Source organism: Pseudomonas weihenstephanensis, assembly GCF_016812185.1.
Taxonomy (GTDB): Bacteria; Pseudomonadota; Gammaproteobacteria; order Pseudomonadales; family Pseudomonadaceae; genus Aquipseudomonas; species Aquipseudomonas weihenstephanensis.
This window is the reverse complement of the sequence record NZ_JAAEBV010000001.1, coordinates 33,072-52,896: the sequence shown is the minus strand read 5'-3', so window position 1 is coordinate 52,896 and position 19,825 is coordinate 33,072. Positions and strand designations below refer to the sequence as shown.

General features: G+C 55.7%; 17 protein-coding genes. 9 read left to right on the top strand and 8 right to left on the bottom strand.

The window, feature by feature from the left end:
- Positions 1-5: 5 nt before the first annotated feature.
- Genes GYN01_RS00235 through GYN01_RS00215 form a run of 5 tightly spaced genes read left to right on the top strand, consistent with a single transcriptional unit; the run spans position 6 to position 7,046 of the window.
- Positions 6-266: a PAAR domain-containing protein gene (locus GYN01_RS00235; RefSeq protein ID WP_048365494.1), complete on the top strand. Its 261-nt coding sequence runs from the start codon at positions 6-8 to the stop codon at positions 264-266.
- Between the two features lie 27 nt (positions 267-293).
- Positions 294-1,625 carry a hypothetical protein gene (locus GYN01_RS00230; RefSeq protein WP_203306390.1) on the top strand — a complete coding sequence of 444 codons (1,332 nt, stop codon included), beginning with the start codon at positions 294-296 and terminating at the stop codon, positions 1,623-1,625.
- Between the two features lie 36 nt (positions 1,626-1,661).
- Entirely contained in the window at positions 1,662-5,309 is a 3,648-nt protein-coding gene (gene tssM / locus GYN01_RS00225) for a type VI secretion system membrane subunit TssM (protein WP_203306389.1), read from the top strand.
- A complete protein-coding gene (tagF, locus tag GYN01_RS00220; RefSeq protein ID WP_048365497.1) occupies positions 5,306-6,292 on the top strand; it encodes a type VI secretion system-associated protein TagF in 987 nt (328 codons plus the stop codon). The genes tssM and tagF overlap by 4 nt, the downstream gene beginning before the upstream one ends.
- 1 nt (position 6,293) lies before the next feature.
- Positions 6,294-7,046, top strand: a complete 753-nt coding sequence (locus GYN01_RS00215; protein ID WP_053076047.1) for an OmpA family protein — start codon at positions 6,294-6,296, stop codon at positions 7,044-7,046.
- Between the two features lie 282 nt (positions 7,047-7,328).
- Here GYN01_RS00215 and GYN01_RS00210 read toward each other — a convergent pair whose 3' ends face one another.
- The 8 genes from GYN01_RS00210 to tssJ are packed head-to-tail and all read right to left on the bottom strand — an operon-like array spanning position 7,329 to position 16,137.
- Entirely contained in the window at positions 7,329-7,805 is a 477-nt protein-coding gene (locus GYN01_RS00210; protein ID WP_203306388.1) for a hypothetical protein, read from the bottom strand.
- 18 nt (positions 7,806-7,823) lie between these two features.
- Positions 7,824-8,018 (bottom strand): hypothetical protein, encoded by a 195-nt coding sequence (locus tag GYN01_RS00205; protein WP_203306387.1) that lies wholly within the window; start codon positions 8,016-8,018, stop codon positions 7,824-7,826.
- Between the two features lie 48 nt (positions 8,019-8,066).
- Positions 8,067-9,083 (bottom strand): PoNe immunity protein domain-containing protein, encoded by a 1,017-nt coding sequence (locus GYN01_RS00200; RefSeq protein ID WP_203306386.1) that lies wholly within the window; start codon positions 9,081-9,083, stop codon positions 8,067-8,069.
- Positions 9,084-9,087: 4 nt separating this feature from the next.
- On the bottom strand, positions 9,088-10,524 hold the full coding sequence (locus GYN01_RS00195) for a hypothetical protein (protein WP_048402908.1): 1,437 nt from the start codon (positions 10,522-10,524) through the stop codon (positions 9,088-9,090).
- Complete coding sequence (locus tag GYN01_RS00190; RefSeq protein ID WP_203306385.1) at positions 10,521-13,442, bottom strand: type VI secretion system Vgr family protein; 2,922 nt, start codon at positions 13,440-13,442, stop codon at positions 10,521-10,523. The genes GYN01_RS00195 and GYN01_RS00190 overlap by 4 nt, the downstream gene beginning before the upstream one ends.
- Before the next feature lie 11 nt (positions 13,443-13,453).
- Positions 13,454-14,200, bottom strand: a complete 747-nt coding sequence (icmH, locus tag GYN01_RS00185) for a type IVB secretion system protein IcmH/DotU (RefSeq protein WP_082152913.1) — start codon at positions 14,198-14,200, stop codon at positions 13,454-13,456.
- Positions 14,201-14,220: 20 nt separating this feature from the next.
- Positions 14,221-15,567 (bottom strand): type VI secretion system baseplate subunit TssK, encoded by a 1,347-nt coding sequence (gene tssK, locus GYN01_RS00180; protein ID WP_048365502.1) that lies wholly within the window; start codon positions 15,565-15,567, stop codon positions 14,221-14,223.
- Between the two features lie 42 nt (positions 15,568-15,609).
- Positions 15,610-16,137 carry a type VI secretion system lipoprotein TssJ gene (gene tssJ, locus GYN01_RS00175; protein WP_053076049.1) on the bottom strand — a complete coding sequence of 176 codons (528 nt, stop codon included), beginning with the start codon at positions 16,135-16,137 and terminating at the stop codon, positions 15,610-15,612.
- A 661-nt stretch (positions 16,138-16,798) separates the two neighbouring features.
- Here tssJ and GYN01_RS00170 point away from each other — a divergent pair.
- The 4 genes from GYN01_RS00170 to GYN01_RS00155 are packed head-to-tail and all read left to right on the top strand — an operon-like array spanning position 16,799 to position 19,757.
- Positions 16,799-17,179, top strand: coding sequence for a tetratricopeptide repeat protein (locus GYN01_RS00170; RefSeq protein ID WP_157395918.1), 381 nt, complete (start codon positions 16,799-16,801; stop codon positions 17,177-17,179).
- Positions 17,180-17,221: 42 nt separating this feature from the next.
- The gene (gene tssB / locus GYN01_RS00165) at positions 17,222-17,725 is read left to right on the top strand and encodes a type VI secretion system contractile sheath small subunit (RefSeq protein WP_048402904.1); all 504 of its coding nucleotides are present in this window, start codon (positions 17,222-17,224) and stop codon (positions 17,723-17,725) included.
- Complete coding sequence (gene tssC, locus GYN01_RS00160) at positions 17,722-19,212, top strand: type VI secretion system contractile sheath large subunit (RefSeq protein ID WP_048402903.1); 1,491 nt, start codon at positions 17,722-17,724, stop codon at positions 19,210-19,212. The genes tssB and tssC overlap by 4 nt, the downstream gene beginning before the upstream one ends.
- 41 nt (positions 19,213-19,253) lie before the next feature.
- Positions 19,254-19,757 carry an Hcp family type VI secretion system effector gene (locus tag GYN01_RS00155; protein WP_048365504.1) on the top strand — a complete coding sequence of 168 codons (504 nt, stop codon included), beginning with the start codon at positions 19,254-19,256 and terminating at the stop codon, positions 19,755-19,757.
- The last annotated feature ends 68 nt before the right edge of the window (positions 19,758-19,825 follow it).

Here is a 19,825-nt window from a genome sequence, read left to right as displayed (position 1 = left end):
CCAAGATGACGCGACCTTTGATTGTAAAAGGGGATACGACCAGCCACGGCGGGATGGTGATGGAGGCCAGTGACGATTCGACGATCAACGACAAGGGCATTGCCCGCGTAGGTGATCTGGTGGCTTGTCCTGTCCATGGCCCCACAGTGATTACGACTGGCGACGGCGACTATGAGGTGGATGACAAAGCGTCGGCCCGCGACGGTGATCTCACCACATGTGGCGCCGTCTTGATTGCAGGCCAATCCACGACGTACAGGCCGTAAGTGTATGGCGAGCAGGAATGGAATCTGATGTTTAAACGAGTCCTTGGCTACAAAACGCTGTGGGTAGTATTGGTCTTTGCCGCTAGTTGGGGCTTTACCCTGTGGTCCTGGCGTGACCATTACCGTCTGCCGACGGCGGAAGACATTATCGCCCACTTTTTGGTGATACCCACGGCGCTTTGCCTGGGGTATTGGGGGGTGTACCTGGGCGTTGAGTGGCTGAAGCGCCGCCGACAGCCGGGGCCGGCAGAGTATCTGGCTGATGTTGAGCCGATGCTGGCCGCTGAACACGTCATGCCAGTTCAGATACAGGATTGGAGTCTGTATTTGCCGCTTGGCGATGAGCCTGCCGGGGTTATCGAAGCCTTGAAGGCGCGTGACCGACCGGCTCTTCACCCCACACTGAAAGACACAAACGGGTTCCCACGTCGTATTGCCTGGATTGATGCCTTGAGCACTGAGGATTTCATCGAATCAGGGCAAGACGATCCGTTACCCATCGATGTCCGACGCGCACTACTGTTGGCTTCGGAGGTTCTCGAACCTTTGCTGATGCGCCACCTGGAGCGCGACAGTATCGATGGGAGCGAGCTTCGAAGTCCCTTGCCTGTGCATGTCCTTGTCCCCACTCGCTGGTCGATCAATACTCAAACAACAGCACGCCAATGGTTGGTATCAGCCTTTACGCCGTTCTCTGAGCATGGCCTGGAATGCCCCGTGTTTATTCACGGTGCGAGCGACACTCGCCAGGTGCTGAATTTTATCGAGCAGTTGCGCCATACCGAGGGTTTGGACGCGAAGTCCCATCTACAGGTCGTGGTCGCCATTGTTTCGTTTACCCAAGACGATGCGCTACTTGAGGCGCTGCCGGAGGTGTCCGGAGAGGGGGCGTGCGCGCTTTTGCTCGCGTGTGGGCTTCCCGCGACCACTGGGCCCGTCTCGGCGATTGTTCATCCTTTTCGCAGCGAGCAACGGGCGCAATCGGCCGACCTGCCCGGAAAGGTGCGAGCCGCGACGCTCCAGCACCTGCTCGAGCAATACAGCATGGACCTTCCACTGGTCAGTGTGGTGATTGCCGATGCGGATCAGCGTACCTCTCGGCAGACCGAACTCTTGGCTGCTTTGCATACAACGCTTCCCGAGTTGGACCCTATCGATGAATGCCTGAGTTTGCCGGTGTGCTGTGGGGAGATGGGTGCAGTGACAACGCTGGCCTCATTGGCATTAGCCGCGTCAAACAGCCTCGAGACGCAGCAGGAAACCTTGCTGGTGTCGGTTCAGGATCCCTTTTGGCGAGCGGTCTGCCGCATCCAGCCCTCGCCGCCACGGGCTCCAAAGCCTCTTCAAGACTTCGCATGAATTTGCGTATCACGTTAGCCCCGGGAATTGTTCACCATGATTAACAGCCTCTCCGCTTTTTTCTCCAACTCTCGTGTGCTCGCTGTTCTCGGGCTCTTGATCGTTGCAGGCTTGCTCCTTCTTAATGCTGCCACGTTGAAAAAAGTGCTCCTTGCGCTCTTGGTATTGACGCTTGTCGCATTGGCGGCCGCTTGGTTGTGGCGGCGAATAGTGGCCAAGAAGTCGGCTGCGGCGTTGCATCAGATGGTTGCCGGTGGAGAAGGAGAGACTCCAGAGTTGCGCCAACGGCTTGAAGAGGCACTCCGCGCGATCAAATCCTCGCGACTTGGTCGGCGCAGCGGGTCAGAGGCACTGTACGAATTGCCGTGGCTGATGGTGATCGGCAACCCGGCAGCGGGTAAAAGCACAGCGGTCTTGAACTCCGGGTTGACCTTTCCCTTCAATGATCAAAAAGGCTCTGCGCTGCAGGGGATCGGCGGTACGCGCAATTGCGATTGGTACTTCACCACTGAAGGCATCCTGCTGGATACCGCCGGGCGCTATTCGGTGCAGGACGAGGACCGGGGGGAGTGGTTGACGTTCCTGAGCCTGTTGCGTAAACACCGCCCACGCGCGCCGATCAACGGGATTATTATCGCGGCCAGCGTTGCCGAGCTGACCGGAAATTCGCCGGAATTTGCGATCGATTTGGCCAAAAAGCTGCGCCAACGTATTCAGGAGCTAACCGAGCGCCTTGAGGTGGTCGCTCCGGTCTACGTGGTGTTCACCAAGGTCGACTTGATCAATGGTTTTAATGATTTTTTCCAGACGCTGGAACCTCAGGAACGAGAAAAAGTGTGGGGGGCCACCTTCGCTTTCAACTCACAAACAGGTCTGGAGGCTGTCAGCCAGTTTGACCAGCACTTCGATGAGTTGTGTGACGGCCTCAAAGAAATGAGTCTGGCGCAGATGGCGCTTAACCGTGGGGGTGTCCAGGCACCGGGGCTGTTGACCTTGCCGCTGGAGTTCAAAGGCATCAAGGCCAGCCTGAGCACGTTCTTGATGGCGCTGTTCGAGGAAAATCCTTATCAGTACAGGCCGGTATTTCGAGGTTTTTACTTCACCAGTGCTGTCCAGGAAATTGCCAGCGTTTGCGGCATGTCCAACGAAATTGCGCGGCGTTTTGGTCTGAGCGCGGCGCAACAATCAAATGTGCCTGGTGAAGACCCGCAGTTGTCCCGCCACAGCTACTTCCTCCTGGATCTGTTCCGCAAGGTGGTGTTCGTCGACCGGGAGTTGGTGCGCCAGTATTCCAGTCGTTCACGGACTCGAAAACGTTCTGTAGCGTTCCTCGGCACCGCGTTGTTGCTCGGCGGTAGCTTGGCGGGTTGGACATGGTCCTACACCAACAATCAACAGCTGGTAAGCAACGTCCAGGCCGATTTGCGTAAGGCCCAAGACATTCAGAAGGATCGTATCGACCTGCAGTCGCGCCTTGAAGCATTGCAGGTGATTCAAGACCGGCTGGGCCAGCTACAAAAATACCGTGATGATCATCCGTTGATGCTGGGGCTGGGCCTCTATCAGGGTGCAGCACTGGAAGCCAAATTGCGTCATGAGTATTTCCAGGGGATGCGGCAGGTGATGCTGACTCCGGTGGCCGAGCAGCTGGAATCCTACCTGCGCCAGGTCAGTGCGAACTCTACTGCACTGAAGCCAGCGCAATCGACTGCCGCGGTCAGCGCAAATTCTGTCGGGGTTTACCAGGCCCCATCGCCGAGTAATGTTCAGGATGCTTACAATGCCCTGAAAGCGTATTTGATGCTGGGCACGGCCGAACGCGTAGAACCCGCACACCTGAGTGACCAGCTCACCCGTTTCTGGCGCCTCTGGCTGGAAGACAATCGCGGTGGTATGGACCGCGAAGACATGGCGCGCCGTGCCGAACGCTTAATGAGTTTCTATATCCGCCAATCCAATGCACCCGACTGGCCCGTCCTGGATACCAAGGTCACCTTGACTGATGACTCTCGTCGTACGCTCAGTAGCGTGATGCAAGGGCTGCCGGCGCGAGACAGAGTCTATGCAGAGCTCAAAGCCAGGGCTGCCACACGTTATCCGAGTGTGACAGTTGCGGGATTGCTGGGGGAGGGTGACAAGATCTTTGCTGGGAGTTATGCCATTTCTGGCGCCTTCTCTCGAGAGGCGTGGGAAGGCTATGTGAAACAAGCCATTCGCGACGCTTCTCATAAAGAGCTGACCACCACGGACTGGGTGCTGCAGAGCGCGCGTGCGGATGACCTGACGCTGTCAGGTAGTCCAGAGCATATCCAAAAAGAGCTGGAGCAGTTGTATACCCAGGAATACATCGCAGAGTGGCGAAAATTTCTGCAAGGCATCACGGTTGCCAGCTTTTCCAGCTTCAGTGACGCCAGTGCGGCGATGAACCAGCTGGGTGATCCGCAGAACTCACCTATGCGCAAGCTGATGGAGGCGATCTACCGGCAAACATCGTGGGACAACCCCTCGCTGATCAATGAGGGTCTCAAAACGGCTAAGGGTGGATTTTTGAGTTGGTTCTCCAAGGCCCCTGCCGAAGCGCAGGCGTTGGCGCGCGACAATGCCGGAGAAATTCCGGTCGGGCCTGTGGGTCTTGAGTTCTCCGGGATTGCTCGACTGATGGTGGCTCGCGACAGCGCGCCGTCACTGCTGCAAAGCTACCTGCAAAACCTGTCTGGCATTCGTACGCGTTTGAATGCCATCCAGACCCAGGGTGACCCTGGGCCAGGTGCCCGTGAGTTGATGGTGCAGACACTGGATGCGAGCCCCACCTCCGAGTTGTCTGCTGGGCTCAGGCTGGTCGATGAGCAATTGCTGTCCAGCATGGAGGATGGCCAGCGTCGCACGTTACGGCCGCTGTTGTTATGGCCGATGATCCAAACCTTCGGCGCACTGATTCCACCGACTCACAACGAGATCAACAAGGTCTGGAAAGCCCAGGTTCATGAGCCTTTCCAACAAACCTTAGCGGGCAAGTACCCCTTTGCCCCTGCAGGGCAAATTGAAGCAGGCACTGCCGAAATTTCCCAGGTGTTTGGTCCACAAGGGTCTATCGCGCAATTTGTTAACGACAGCCTCGGCCCCTTGGTGATCCGTCGCGGAAACAGCCTGGTCAGCAAGCAATGGGCTGATGTCGGGCTGAGCCTCTCGCCGTCCTTGATGACCAATTTTGCGCAATGGGTGGCTCCGTTAGGCCAAACGGCTGAAGGCGGGGCGCTGGTGACGTTCCAGGTATTGCCGGGTTCTGCCGCGGGGTTCAGTGAGTACAGCGTGCTGGTAGGTGATCAACAGCTGCGTTATCGCAACACCCCCGCTCAGTGGAACAACTTTGTCTGGGATAGCAGCAAGCCCAATCAAACCGCCAAAGTCAGTGTGGTGACCTACGACGGAAGGGCGATCGACCTTCAGAGCTTCGTCGGTCAAAACGCGCTAGGCCAATTGATTCAAAGTGCTCAGAGTCGACAAAACGCTGATGGCTCTTACGAGCTTCAGTGGCGTCAAGACGATTGGGTTGTACCTGTCACCATGAAGATCATCAGTAATCCGCGCGCCAATGCCGATGGCAGCCAGCGCAAAGGGTTGGATGGTACTCAACTGCCGCTGGCTGTCGTTGGTCTGGATGCGACCTTGGAGGAGCGGCCATGACCTCGGACGATCTGATGTTACCCATCAGTTACTTTGGTAAATTGCCAGCGCAGGGGGATTTTTTAAGGGCTGCGAACAATCACCGTCCGTTGATTGCCATTCTCGATCGCTGGGCAACTGAGGGGTTGGATTTGCTCGCCCAAGACGTTGCCTGGAAATCTCTCTATGACAGCGCACCTGGGTTTAACTTTGCCTTTATGGGGTCTCGCCATCGGTCGGTGATCGGTGGGCATCTGTTGCCCAGTGTCGACGCGAGCGGCCGGCGATTTCCATTTATGGCCGGTGTTGCCTTTGAAGTGGCAAAACCGTTGGAGTTTCTTGCGCGCAGCCCATTGGCGTTCACCCGAATGTGGTCGCACCTGGGCCGTGAACTGTCGTTGGCGAAGCAGGCAGGTGAGCCGGCACCCATCCTGAATGAACTGAGTGTGTATAAGGCCAACCTTACGGTCAGCTCCGACACGCTACACCATACCTTTGCCGGCTTTCTGCAAGCGCAGACGATGGGCTCGCTACAGCAGATGCTCAACACGGCCGGGCACCAGGTTGATGTTCGGCGTATCTTGCTGGCCCTTGGTTTGCTGCTACGTCCGGTCATGAGCACGGGCGCGCCAAAAATGGGTAAGGGTTTGCGCTTGCCACTCCCATCCGATCCGCTCCACCGGCATCTGGTTTCGGCATTTTGGCTCGATTTGATCGCCGAGTTTTTGGGGCGAGCAGATTTTGAGTTGATGCTGCTGCAACGTGGCGAACATCAACCGACGATGACACTGGGTTTTGGTGGCGCCTCCGCCCGTGGGCTTTACGGTGTCATCGATCCGCGAATTGAAGAGCAAGACACCATCTGGCTTGCAGACCCTCAGTGGGTCGAGCAAGAGGTCAACGCGAGCTACGCATTGAAAAAAATGTCTACCTACACCAGTCAGCCGGAGCTTTCCTTGAGCACCGCCAGACACACCTTTCGCGAAATTTTTTTGGGGTTATGACATGCGTATTGCCTTAGGCTTTTTGCTCTCATTGATGTGCCTGACCGACGCTGCCCAGGCTGTCCAGGACAAGATTGTGGTCAGCGGCACCGTACCTACGGAGGCGATGAGGGCGCAAGTACTCTCACGTTTGCGTGACCTGTACGGTGCCGAGAAAATTACCGATCAAATGGAAGTGGGGAATGTCGTAGCCCCGGCGAACTGGGATCAGTACGTATTGAAAATGCTTAGCCCAAATCTTCGGAATATTTCCGCCGGGCAGGTGCAAGTGGAAGGCAATCAGATCCGAGTCAGCGGTAATGTGAAGAACGAAGCGTTGCGTCAGGAGGTCACCAGTACGCTGGCCAGTTCCTTCAACCAAACTTATCAGGTGCACAACACGTTACAGGTCAGCTCAGGACAGCAAGCACTGGATGAAACGTTGGGTCAACGCACCATTGAGTTTGAAAGCGGCAGTGCGATTCTTACCGCCAAGGGCCGTATCGTGCTGGATGAGATGGCGCAAGTTATACGCGAGCTCAACAATGCCCGGATTGCGATCATTGGCCACACCGACAATGTTGGGTTGCGTGAGAGCAACATCGAACTCAGCTTGGCGCGTGCGGCAGCAGTGCGTCAGTACCTGATCGGCAAGCGGATCGAGTCCAGCAGCATGTCAGTAACGGGGAGCGGGCCGGATGCGCCGATCGCTGACAACAGTACGGTTGAGGGGCGGAGCAAAAACCGTCGAATTGACTTCAAGATCTTAAATTGAAGGTCAGTACTTCACTGCGAAATTTACCGCCTGTTGGGTTAAATACTGGTCCAGCGCCAGGAAGCGTTTGCGCGTTTCATACTCAAAAAACCGGATAGCCAGTTCGTTGACTAAACCGGCAAGCACGGCGGGTCTCAGCTGCAACGTGAATGAGTAACCAACTCCGAAGTGCCGCCGCTCAGGTTGAGGTGGCGCATTGTTGCAGCCCACCACTTGAATGGGCCGCTGGGTTCAACCAAGACCGTCGACGCAAGCTCGGAGGTACGATGTGTCCTCGCTTGATCATTTCTGGAGTAGGTTGATCCGTCTGGGTGCTTGTGTCGTAGAAGGGCCCTGTTTAGATCGGCTGAATGCCTCTATCCCTAGCCGTCGTCGGCGTTTGAGCACTGCACCGCTGGTCACCCCGGCCAACTTGGCTATCTCGCTGTCTGGTTGAGTGCCAAGCAGCCCATCAAGACCTTCCCATGGTGATGGGTGTTGACTGCGTTGAGATTTGATTCCCATCTTTGTGCGCCGAAACGTCACGGCTGCTTTTGTAACTCCCGCGAGCTGGGCAACGATCTGGTCGGTCAATACGCCCAACAAGAAATCATATCTGGCAATACGGCTCGGGGTTTTGCTGTGGAACGAGGCGATACCCAGACTACGCCGGCGCTTATTGACAGCACCTTGAGAGACTTTGGCCAGTTTGGCGATTTGCGCGTCAGGTTGCGTGCCCAAGAGGGCGTCGAATTTGTACAGATCGCTCTTGTTTTTCATCGGAACTCCACCATCACATCAGTCGCTGACGGCGGCTTGTAGCCAAGGCCATTTGCAGAGTAACGGGGGGGAGGCGGGCGGCAGGCAATCTTCCAGGACCTTTGCCAGAATCACCAATAACAACAACGCGAGCCCCGAAATGATCAGGTAGTGGCGCGGGAGCAGACGCTCGTTGGAGGGCTTTTTCGAGTTGAAGTGAATAGGGCTGTTCATTGGCGAATCTCGCATCGTCCTTTAGTAATTGCTTCATGCTTTGGGCGACTACAGCTTCGGCGCGGATTGATCCGTGCTCCATTGCCAGAAGGTTGTGCCGTAGTCGCTGCCCTCTATCGCCGGAAAGGCGATGCCTTGTTGAACGTAGCGGCGGGAGTTGAGTTGGGCGGGGGTGAACCACCAGCCAGATTTTGGGCAGGACTGTCCTGCCGCAATGCCGGCATTAGTTGCAGGATCGCGTAGGGCTTTTGTATCAGTTAAATATTTGGTTTTGTTGGCTCGGTACCAAGCAACCAAGTCCTTGGGGTAATAGAGGTATTTGTGAAGGCTGCTGTCATCCTTTATGCCTAGAAGAACAACGGCAGCTCCCGCTTCAAAGCTCCAGTAACCAAAGTATCCACCCTCAGCTTTATGGCTGTCGTGCCACGCACAACCCACGAGGTCTTTATACCAATGCTTGAGGTAAGTATTTAGCTCTTTAAGTCTTGCTTCGTCAGATAGCTCCGTCAAAGCATGGAATAACGCCCGGTATGGTTTGGTGCAACACAGGTAGTCGCTTTGATAACGCTCCTCGGGTCCCATTCCATAACACATGAATTCTTCGAAAAGCGTATCCATTCCAGCATTTTCTTTATTAACGCCGTCTTGCAGGGCGGCAATTCTTGGCAGCAGATCGTATCTGTGCAATAGAAAGCAGAGTCCGATAATTTGCATTAGGGTGGTGTAGTCATCAATGATGGCTAAATCAAATGCAGGGCGGTTGTCGTCATCGTAGTATTTCCAAAGGAGGTTTGCATAGCGTTCGTAATTGGCAATAATTCCTCCAATTTTTTCTCTTAAGATAACTTCGCTCTCGCCAGCAGTGTAGTCCAGCATTAATAGATTGAATTTGTCATTGGCGATGCCGTGCGCAAAGAAGATCTTTTCTTTCGGTTCGGTTTTTGAAGAGGCCAAACTTGCCTCAAGTCCGTCGTCATCGTCAATTATTTGGTTGTGAACCTCGGTGGCTAGCTTGTAATATTTCTCTGACAAAAACTGTTGTCTTCTAATCAAGTGAAAGCTCATTGTGTTAACCTACTTTGCTTCTGCCTTTGGGAGAGATTCCAGCGCGATTGTTAACGACCTGCTCAATTTGATTGTCGGTCCATTCTCTTGTTGCTTCGTGTGCAGAATGAGTCGATGAATTCACTTTGGAGCTTGAGCTGTGCAGGATAAGTGCTTCGGCGTGCGCCATTGCGTGAGGAATAGAGAATAGAAATACGTGTCGGGAATATCCATTTGTTCCTGCTTTTATTAAGCGCGGGAAGTCTGCTGAACCTGGGCCAACTGCTTTAGAAAGACGTCTCTTTATCCACTCATGACTCATTTGAGTAACTTTACCGTTCTGCTGTCGTGGAGACTTAGGTTTAGAGCTGCCTTTACCTCGAGAATGCCCACCTCCTTTACCTGATCCTGGTCCACCTGTACTCGCATCACTTCCATTTTTATCTCCTGCCTCACCAAGCAACTGCCCCAATGACTTAGCAGGATTAAAACTGGCCTTGGCTTCAATGATGGCGTACGGCTTACGCCCATTGGACTTCCACACCGCATCAATCCCACGACCTCGCGGAATGCACGGCCACAGTTGCACCATACGATGCTGGTCATTCAGCTTGGCCAGGTTTTTTGCGCCTACATCGTGAGACGCTTGGCCTTTGCCCCAGCCCTTTACGTCCTGGCAGTGGTAGTCAGCCATATGTTCACCTAGCACCCCGAGCACTTTGTTGCTGAGCGTCTTGAAGCGGGCCGTTCGTTGGGTATGAGCATTGGGTTGATTTGGATGTGCATCGTTGCTGGCGTCACGCCGAGCATTGCGGCCTTCACCGTTTGGGCTGTTGGGTTTGCTGTCAGGGGTCCGGGTGGAGGGCGTGCTTCTGACCGGTGCTTCGGCACTGGTTTTGCGGCCTTGCCCGAGCCAGCCATCCACTTCTTTTTTGAAACTTGCAAACTGCTTGTCCAGGCTGTTGCGGATGCGACTGACCTGGGCACGCATTTGCGGGGAGAGCTGATTGATCAGGCGCGGGTTATTGAGAATTTCGTCGAGCTTTTTACGTAACGGCCCCAGGTCCATCACTTGTCGCAGCAGCTTTTCCGGGTCGCCGGAATAGAAGCGGCGGATCATGGCCAGCAAATCATCAACGTTCGCAGCACCGCTTTTAACCGCACGCAACGAGCGTTTGGCAGCGTCACCACCGCCGGGGATCAGACCTATCAGTGCTGTGATGACATTGAACCAACCCGCCGCACTATCGGGCTTCCCGGAGACTTCGACCAAGCCCTTAACGATATCGCGTGCGTCGACGATCTGCCCGAGCACCGGGACGCAACCAATAGCTGTTTCGGCGAGGATTGCCCAAGGCGCGTTGTTGTCACCTTTGAGAAAGCTCAACGATTCGGATTTCAACGATTCAAACCAGCCCTGGCGAGGGCTGGGTGCTTTGGATGCTGCAGATAGGCTGCTCATGCGTCGTCTCCAGCCAAGGTCGTGCGTAGTTGTTCTTGTTGAGTTGGGTCCAAGTAACCCCACAAGCTCTCTTCAGAATCAGACACAGAGTCACTGCTCAACTCACTCATCGTTTCGCGTTGCTCTGTATCAGCTTTTTGCTGCCAGAATTGGTCGGACTGATTGAGGTAATGCTGAATATTGGCGAGTGCTTGCTCATTGTTGCTGGACTGGCCCTTGAAGGTGTTTTCGGGTAACGGGGTTCGAGTTTCGGGTGGTCGAGGATCTTCGCCGTAGTACACCTGTGCGGGTAGGTCAGGAACACCTTCCAGGCGTGCGTGCCCTTTGGTATCTAGCTCACCTTGTCGAACGGTACCGTCTTCAAAAAGCACCGTGTAGGGCGCACCTGCCAAGGGTGTTAACGCTTCGTCGTGGTAATTGAGTTCCATGGCAATGGGAGGCTTTAACAGATTGCCTACTGGCAGGGCAGGGAGTGATGGCGTGTTCTTCGCCCCACCTAACAGCGGATGCTCACTGCCCTTGACACTGAACACCCCCGGACAGGCAAAGGTGATGTCGGCGCCTTGCAACGTAATGCTCGCCGAACCGGCTTGCAGGACGATGCGGGTCTTGGCGATCAGGTCGATCCTCCCTGCCGTCGCGGTGAAGGTTGCCGCTTGGTCGGCCAACACCTCCATACGGTCGGTGTGTGCCTGCAGGCTGACAGCACCTGTCTCCGCCACGACCTTGGCGCCACCGTTGGCGGTATACCAATGCAGGTTGCCACCGCTGGCCCCAGCGATGGTGTGAGCGGCGCTTAAATGCAGGTCCTGTTGACTGGTCACCTGTAGCTGCTGCCCGGCAAACACATTGCTGCTGGCCGGGGTGGCGACCGTTAAGTGATCTGGCGTTTCCAGCACTAAATGCGGCGCACTGAAGCGTTCGACTGCTTGTTCCATGTCGGGTTGAGTGGTGCTTTGCCCATTGACCTGGGCGGGGTAGTGCGCGCCCTTGCGCGGGTTCAACTCATCGCCTAACGCTTGTTGCGCAGCGTGAGCGGCCATGATCCCTGCCTGAGCTTGCTGCGCAGCCTGGCTCAAATGTTCGGCAGTGTTCATCGCGCCGTAGAGTTGGTCGAGGGCGTCGCTCATCTGCATCTGGGTGGCGTTTGCGCCAGTCTGGAGGCTGGCGGACAGGAGCAATCCTTCAGCGGCCCGAATCTGCCCCCAGCCTTGTGTGGACTGGCTGAACCCTAACCCCTGATAAGCATTGCGTTTGCTCCCTTCGCTGGCAATCGCATACCCCAGGGTGAGGGTGCTGCGCGCGGTCTGGTTACCTAGCTGCTGGCGCAGTTGGCCTTGGGCGTCATCCAGTTGCCAATGGCTGGCGGGTTGGCCATCCAGGCCAAGTGTTTGCACCCCACTGATCGTACCGGGATGGTTGGCAGGCGCGCCGATACCGGCACTGAAGGGGGCAGTGGCTTCGCCGTTGAACACCTGCGCGATGACCACCGGTTGATCAATGTCGGCATGGGTGTAGCTGATCACCACTTCACTGCTAATGCGCGGTGTGAAGTTCTGACCAAAGTGCGCACCGGCCAGGGCTTCGGCGACACGGATCCACGTGCCCGACGTTTCATTGCCGGGGGCATGCGCGTAGTCCTGCAGGCCTCCTGGCAGAGGGCTTTCTCCCCGTTGCCAAAAAAACTGTACCCGCACTTGGTGGTCACGGTTGCTGGTGATGACGTGCTGCTGCGCTCCGACCACGGTGGCTGTTTGTACACCGGGTGCCTGCGGGCGAGGTCGTCGGGTTGGCACGATCGGCACGTTCGGTGCAACGGCGTGGAAATGATTGGTGTAGGTGCCGCGCTCCAGAGCGGGGTCCCCCAGCCGATTGGCCAAAAGAAGGCCGAGATTATTGCTTGCCACATGCCTGATCTGCCGGCAAACCAGCGGGAGGGCACCCATGACTGGATGTTGCTCCACGGTATAGCGGATGCCCAGTTGCAGAGACCGCGTCGCGCTGTCTCCTTGATATCCATGGCGTGCAAGGCGACGCGAGTTCAACAGATGGTTGGCGGTCTGGCGTGCTTCGTTCGACGTCTCGAAAATGGCCGAAGGATTTGCATCGAACACTTCCAGCTCAGGCAACGCGGGGCCTTCGGCGATGGCGCTGTCAGCGGTCCCACTCAACCCTAGCAACTGCTCAGCGTTCCAGGCGCAGGTTGTGGCCGCATCAATAGTGATTTGGTGCTGCTCTTCCAGGTGGCGAATACCGTCATCCGCCTGCGGTGTATCTTCACGGGAAAAGACCAGCACACCACCGTCAGGCCATTGGTAGTCACGGTCAATAATCACCAGCCTGGCGCTATCCTTCCCGTTGCCCCCGTGTTCAAAATAGAAACTCAACCCCTCTTCGGATAACAGCCGGCAGACGAATTCAAAGTCGGTCTCGCGGTACTGCGTGCATAACGCACGTCTTGGTAGCAGTTGGGTAACCCGTGCATCCCACTGGGCGTGAGGGTAGCCCGCAAAAATTCGCGTGACTATCTCAAGCGCATTCAGATCCTGGAAGATCATTGTATTGCGGCGTCGCTTGAGTAAGCTCAACCAGGTTCCGGCATGCAGTCGATAGCGTGCGATACCACCGTCGCTGCCGTGCTGTTCTGCGCTGACCACGATGCCTTGCCAGCTGCGTTGCTGACCATCCAATTGCGCCAGTTGCAACTGCAGGGCTGTTCCCGGCAATGCAGCCAGATTCAACAAGGCTGAAGGGCTGATGCAGTCGAGCGTGAAGACTGGTTCTTCATTGATCGCTTCGAGGCTTTCCCAGTGCCGCACCACCAAAGCGTCGGGCAGAACCGTTTGCACGTGCAGCAGGCGGTTGTGCTGCGAGAGCAACGACCAGTCGGTGGCATCCATGTCAGCCGGTGTGGGCATGTGTAGCTCCTTCAGGGGAGGGTGATGGTCAGGCTGGCCGTGCGGGTCGGAAGCTGAATCACGTTGTCGAGTAAGGCCATTTGCGCTTGAGTGTCGGTTGAAAGCGTCAGGCTGAAGGCGGTAAAACTGATTGCCCCAACCACCCCCAAGACTAATGCGGGCGTCCATAACGGCACCTGACGACGCAGGAGGTGGGCGACACGGTCTGGTGAGGCCCAATGGGGGGCGAAGGCGGTTCGTTTGCCTTTGAGAAATACCAGCTCCTCGCCCAGGCGCGCCGTCAGATAGCCCAGCTGTTCCGAACCCTCCAGACGATATTTGCCCTGAAAGCCGATCAGCAGGCAAAGGTGGTAGACCTCCAGCGCCTGCAAGCGAACCGCACCTTTACTGCGCAGATCTTCCAGATAGGTGAAGAACTTGTCCCCCGCCAACTGATCACCGAACATCACCAACTGCATCGGATTGAGCTCCCACTGATCGCGGAAGGGGCAATCGGATGCGGAGAGAATCAGCTCGTCGATGGTTGCGCAAAACGCATACTTGGCTGCGTAGATGTCTTCGCTCGCGATACCCGCAGTAGCGGCAGCGTTCTCTATGCGGGTAAAAAACTGTTTGATCGCTGCGCTGAACGCTTGGTGGTGTTCTGGAGCTTGGCGGCGTTGAATCATCAGCAGCAGATAAAAGCCATCGGACATCAGGTCGATCAGACGTTGTGGAGCGTTGCCTGTGTGGCTGAGAAGTTCTGCCGGGGCAGGCATGTGAGGGGCGCTGGTATAGGTCATGGCATCAGGGCTAGCAATTCAAGTTTCAATTCGGAGAGGCCGTTGGGGATGTACACCGTAACGGTCTGGCTTTTAAGCATGTGTTCGTAAAGTGACCCGCGCGGCTCAAGGGCGAAATACAACATGCCTGGCCGCACAGGGATCGCGGACGGTGGCACGGGGGTGTAGGTCAATGTCACACCGGGCATAGAGGAGGTGACCAGTTTTTCAACCGCGTCTGGCGAGCCAATTTTTACTGTGCGCGGTACGATTTCTGCGAGCTCTGCGCCAGCCTTTTCCGCACTGACACCCAGGTAGAGGGTGCAATTGCCATCAATGCGCTCATTGTCCAGGCGCCCTTGGTGGTACGCCGGTTTCACTTGGGCGAGCGCAATGCTGAAGTAACGAGCAGAAATAACGGTGTCTACCAGCGTGTGAATAATGGCGAACAGGGTGTTGAAGCCAGGTGCTGGGTGGTTATGGTCGTAAGGTGGTAGATCCGCAAGGCGATGTGTCTTGGAAAACGTCAGCAGGGCGCCTGCCAAGCGAAGCAGTTCTTGATGAACGCGTTCGGGATGCAATCCCGGATGCTGGAAGAGGTGAGAAAGGCTGGCGCACGCGGTATTACTGGTGTGCAACAACCAGAATGACGCGATATCTCCGGCGCGGAACTCAACGACATTCTGAGAGGGCTCGCGGTGAGCTTCCTGCATGACCTGGACCTTGGCGTCGAGGGCTTCAAGCAGCTGTCGCAACTTGATCAGCAGGCTGGGCATGGCGGCCAAATTCACGGCGGGCGCCATGTACTGTTCGTCGACCTCAAAGCCTCCGGTGCTGCTGCGTTTCAAGCGCGCTATCGGGATGACTTCAAATGCATCATGCGCCTGGTCTTCCGTCAGCAAGCGAACGGCGGGGGCAAGGAATGCCACTTCGCTTTCTTCTGCTTCGGTGAACATATCCGCAGTTTGTTCGTTGTTCTGTGCATAGCGGCCAGCGTTTGCACCTGAGTCGCTGACGGCCAGATTGCGGCCGTGAGGGTTCAGTCGCGGCAGCGCCAGATACGTTGTGATTTCAGACACGCTGAGGGGGAGATCCTGAAGCCCAATGGCCGATGGCAGCGTGGCGCCTTCTGGCGCAGAGTACAGTTCACCGCCCGGAAACACGGCGGACACCTCCAGAACGCGTAACGTGCCTTGGGCCAGGCTCGCTTTGTCGAGTTTCAGGCGTTGAATGCCCCAGGCATAAGGCTGCAGCAACTGGCTCATCTGACTCAGCCTTGCCTCGTGATAGCGGTCCTGCTGTTGAAAAAGTTGCGGGCGCAGAAACAGCCCTTCACCCCACAGTATTTTGGCGTTATGACTCAATGGTGGGACTCCTGTCGGGCGCGGCGGGTGGAAGCACCGTGCTCATCTTTTGCTCTGGCATTTGACCGTCGCCAGTGTGTCGGTGGCGCCAGCGGCTGTGTTGATCAGTGCTCCTTGGGTGGAGGTGAGGGCGCAGGCATGAACCCCCAGGGTGATCCCCGTCAGAGCCGAAGCGTTGGCTTCATACGCAAAACGCCAACGCCGCTCGGCCGGTTCCCGGAAAAACGCAACAATGCCAATGTAGGCGGCACCGTTTTCCAGCTTTTCGTTGAGTTCGTAATGCTGCTCCGGCAGCAACAACATTTCCCTTACGCTGACCAAGTCTGAGCCTAGTGCTCTGAGTTCCTGCGCATCGTCTAGGAAGCTGTCGAAAGGTGTCTGTTCAAAGCGTTCGGTAGCGCGCAAGTGATAAATTTTAATGACTTGTGCCAGCGGTTTTTTATGGGTTCCCTGATTCATATTGGCGGCGGCATGGATGCGTAGGGGGACCTGGGTGTTCTTATCCTTCGGTGTTTCATTGCTTGAGCAGCCAATCAAAAAAAATATTCCAACCAGAGGCAGGTGCTTCATGTTACTTCCAAGTGCAGTTATAAAAGCGATGAGGTGATGAAGAGAGGGCTTTTTTTGTGTTTGCATCGGTAAGTGGCTCTAGAGCATATGAAGAAGTGGTGTGGCAGTTGAGTTCTAGCTCTAAGTTGGTCCGGAGGCCATTGGCCTCTCAGAAATTGCTTGCGCGCAGATGCACTGTTATCGCCGCGTGTGCGCTTGTCTATAAGAATTCATAGCGCTCAATTTGAGAGGTTTATCTACTTTGGTCAAGTGCGAGTAGGGGTTTTGGCTGTTTTAGTTTCTGTAAAGAGGTTGTTGTTCTTTGGTTCTGTAAGATGTTTTTATTTGTGTTGTGGGAAATGTTACTGGCTAATAGATTCCCTGAAAATTCTATAGAATTTGTTTGCAAGCCTTTTTCGGTTGCTATACGGTTCGGTTTCTTGCCAGTGCCGGTAGTTGTTTGCCGGATAACTCTAACGTTATACACGGATCTTTTAGTCAGGGAGGGATTGCTGTGCGTGCCATTCTTATTGTGATTGGTTTTCTAATAGTGTCAGGGTGCGCAATGCAATCTGCACAAGAGCCAGTCCCAACGTTTGAACACTTAATGTTTAAAGCAGATGAACGTATTCAAGCGCGCAACTTCGAAGCGGGTAGGAAGTTGCTGTCAGAAGCTGCATCCATGGAGCCCACTCGAAAAGAGCCTTGGTTGCGTCGAGCTGAGCTGGAGTTCAAAGCTGAGAATTATGGTGCCGCGATTCTGGCCGCGCAGGAAGTGTTGCAGCGCGATGCAGCTAATACCCGTGCTGACGCCATTCTGACCGTCTCGGGCTTGCGAGTCGCGGTGCAGTCGTTGGGAAGGCTACGCGATGAAAAAGACGTCAACGGCCCAGTGCATCAAGAGGCGCAAAAACTTGCTGCGAGACTGCGCGAAACCCTGGGAGCCAAGGCTTTGCTGCCCAAGGCCAAAACTGCGCCACGTAAGTCGGTGCCTGCACCCGCCAAAGCCACGCCAGCGGCATCGAGCTCCAATCCGTTCTCCAGCCTGCCGGGCATGAATTGAGCGTGAACCTTAAGTAAGTATTTGATCGAGGCGGTACCTGCTATGGCTAAGAAGGAAAGTGTGCAAAAACGCCTGCAAAAGGTGCGGGCGCCGAGGATTCAGCTGACCTACGACGTTGAGATTGGCGATGCCATCGAGCAGAAAGAGCTGCCCTTTGTGGTCGGTGTATTGGGTGATTTTTCCGGGAATCCGGAAACACCTCTGGCTCGTCCCAAGGATCGCAAATTCGTGTCGCTTGATCGGGATAATTTTGACGAGGTCATGGCGGCGATGACGCCACGTGCCACGTATCGGGTGGCCAACGCACTGACCGGGGAGGGGGAGTTCGGCGTGACCTTGAACTTTCAATCACTGGAAGATTTTGGACCAGAGGCACTCATTCGCCAGGTGCCAGCACTGCATAAGCTACATGAGGCCCGTAGCAAACTGGCAGACATGCGCAACAAGATCTCGACCAACGAGACCCTTGAGGATGTGCTCAGCGACGTGCTGACGAACACCGAGCAGATGGCCACGATTCGACGTGAATCTCAGGGGGATGTATGAGCACCGCAAACGCTTCTGGTGATATGAGTGCTCCACTGTTAAATGAAGGGTCCAGCTTGCTTGATCAGGTGGTCGAGCAAAGCAAGATTGCCAAATCCGAGTCGGAGCACCTTCGAGCGCGTGACCTGATCGCCGAGTTGGTTGCTGAGGTCATGCAGGGTACGGTCGTGGTCTCGGAGAACCTCGCTCGTAGCCTGGATGCGCGTATTGCAGAGCTGGATCGTATGCTCTCGGAACAGCTGTCGCTGGTCATGCACGCCGCAGAATTTCAGAAGCTCGAATCCAGTTGGCGCGGCTTGCACCATTTGGTGACTGAGTCGACTACCGGGGCCATGATCAAAATCAAGGTTTTCAACGCCTCGAAAAAAGAGCTGATGCGCGACTTCAAGGCCGCATTGGAGTTCGACCAAAGCTCGCTATTCAAGAAGATCTACGAGGAAGAGTTTGGCACCTTTGGTGGTGCGCCGTTTGGTGCATTGATTGGTGACTATGCGATCACCCGTCAGCCAGAAGACCTGTACTTCCTTGAGCAAATGTCCCATGTCGCGGCTGCCGCCCATGCGCCATTCATAACGGCGCCTGCGCCGGAGCTGCTTGGCCTGGAGAGCTTTGCCGACCTGGGCCGCCCGCGCGATATGGCCAAGGTATTTGATACGGTTGAATACGCCAAGTGGAAATCCTTGCGCGAATCTGAAGATGCGCGCTATGTGGGCTTGGCGTTGCCGCGCTTCCTGGGGCGCCTACCGTACAACCCTATTGATGGCATCACCATTGATAGCTTCCCATTCGTAGAGGATGTAGACGGTCGCGACCACTCTCGATACCTGTGGTGTAACGCTGCTTACGCCCATGGCGCGCGTCTTACGCAAGCGTTTGAGAACTTCGGATGGTGTGCCGCCATTAGAGGCGTTGAGGGTGGTGGTCTGGTGGAAGGGCTGCCGACTCATACCTTCAACACCGATGATGGTGAAGTGGCGCTCAAGTGCCCGACTGAAGTGGCCATCACTGACCGCCGGGAAAAAGAACTCAGCGATCTTGGCTTTATTTCCCTGGTGCATTGCAAGAACACCGATTACGCGGCTTTTTTTGGCGCGCAGTCGTTGCAAAAGCCGCGTAAGTACAACACCGACGCGGCCAACGCCAACGCGCTGCTGTCCTCGCAACTGCAGTACATCTTCGCTGTGTCGCGGATTGCTCACTACCTCAAGTCGATGATGCGCGACAAGATTGGCAGCTTCGCTTCGGTGTCCAGCGTTTCAACCTTTCTGAACACCTGGATCAGCCAATACGTGCTGCTCAATGACAACGCGAGTCAGGAGGCTAAAGCCCAATATCCCTTGCGTGAAGCGTCTATTCAGGTCTCCGAAGTGCCCGGTCGTCCTGGCGTATTCCGCGCCGTGGCGTTCCTACGCCCCCATTACCAACTTGACGAACTGTCGGTGTCTTTGCGCCTGGTCGCGGAGCTGCCCGCGGGCGTGAAGGCATAAAGTCACTGTTGCACCAACCCTCCCTAAAAAAGGACGAAGTAATGAAAGACATCTACCTCAAAATTGGACAGCCGGATGTTAAGGGTGAGTCGCTGGATAAGGACCACGCGGACTGGTTGGAAATCGACTCCTGGGTGCATGAGATCCGCCAGCCGAAATCGTCAACGGCGTCTGCGACCGGCGGCAACACGGCCGAGCGTTGCGAGCACGATGCGATGGAGTTCACCAAGGCGATGGACGTGACAAGCCCTCAGTTGTATGAGGCAGCGTCCAGCGGTACCACCTTCAAAGAAATCACCATCGAGTTCTTTAAACGAGACGGCGAAGGCAATCGCGTGAAGTACTTGGCGATTGATTTGAAAAACGCCGTGGTGGCCAGCATTTCGCCCAAAGTCGTGGCGGGGCAGGAGCCTATGGAAACCTTCAAGTTGAAGTACGCCGCCGTGCAATGGCGTTACACCCAGAAAGCCAGTGGTGGCGGTCAGCAGGGCAACACCCAAGGCGCTTGGAGCTTGACCAAGAACGACAAGTCGTTCGCGGTCTGATTGATGCGTTAAGTCGGGCCATGACGTAGTCATGGCCTCGAACTGTTTTTCCGAACATTTTCTGCATG

Bases quoted from the DNA above. Each gene is read 5' to 3' on its own strand.
- GYN01_RS00235 (WP_048365494.1), top strand. From the start codon at position 6: ATGACGCGACCTTTGATTGTAAAAGGGGATACGACCAGCCACGGCGGG.
- GYN01_RS00230 (WP_203306390.1), top strand. From the start codon at position 294: ATGTTTAAACGAGTCCTTGGCTACAAAACGCTGTGGGTAGTATTGGTC.
- tssM (WP_203306389.1), top strand. From the start codon at position 1,662: ATGATTAACAGCCTCTCCGCTTTTTTCTCCAACTCTCGTGTGCTCGCT.
- tagF (WP_048365497.1), top strand. From the start codon at position 5,306: ATGACCTCGGACGATCTGATGTTACCCATCAGTTACTTTGGTAAATTG.
- GYN01_RS00215 (WP_053076047.1), top strand. From the start codon at position 6,294: ATGCGTATTGCCTTAGGCTTTTTGCTCTCATTGATGTGCCTGACCGAC.
- GYN01_RS00210 (WP_203306388.1), bottom strand. From the start codon at position 7,805: ATGAAAAACAAGAGCGATCTGTACAAATTCGACGCCCTCTTGGGCACG.
- GYN01_RS00205 (WP_203306387.1), bottom strand. From the start codon at position 8,018: ATGAACAGCCCTATTCACTTCAACTCGAAAAAGCCCTCCAACGAGCGT.
- GYN01_RS00200 (WP_203306386.1), bottom strand. From the start codon at position 9,083: ATGAGCTTTCACTTGATTAGAAGACAACAGTTTTTGTCAGAGAAATAT.
- GYN01_RS00195 (WP_048402908.1), bottom strand. From the start codon at position 10,524: ATGAGCAGCCTATCTGCAGCATCCAAAGCACCCAGCCCTCGCCAGGGC.
- GYN01_RS00190 (WP_203306385.1), bottom strand. From the start codon at position 13,442: ATGCCCACACCGGCTGACATGGATGCCACCGACTGGTCGTTGCTCTCG.
- icmH (WP_082152913.1), bottom strand. From the start codon at position 14,200: ATGCCTGCCCCGGCAGAACTTCTCAGCCACACAGGCAACGCTCCACAA.
- tssJ (WP_053076049.1), bottom strand. From the start codon at position 16,137: ATGAAGCACCTGCCTCTGGTTGGAATATTTTTTTTGATTGGCTGCTCA.
- GYN01_RS00170 (WP_157395918.1), top strand. From the start codon at position 16,799: ATGGAGCCCACTCGAAAAGAGCCTTGGTTGCGTCGAGCTGAGCTGGAG.
- tssB (WP_048402904.1), top strand. From the start codon at position 17,222: ATGGCTAAGAAGGAAAGTGTGCAAAAACGCCTGCAAAAGGTGCGGGCG.
- tssC (WP_048402903.1), top strand. From the start codon at position 17,722: ATGAGCACCGCAAACGCTTCTGGTGATATGAGTGCTCCACTGTTAAAT.
- GYN01_RS00155 (WP_048365504.1), top strand. From the start codon at position 19,254: ATGAAAGACATCTACCTCAAAATTGGACAGCCGGATGTTAAGGGTGAG.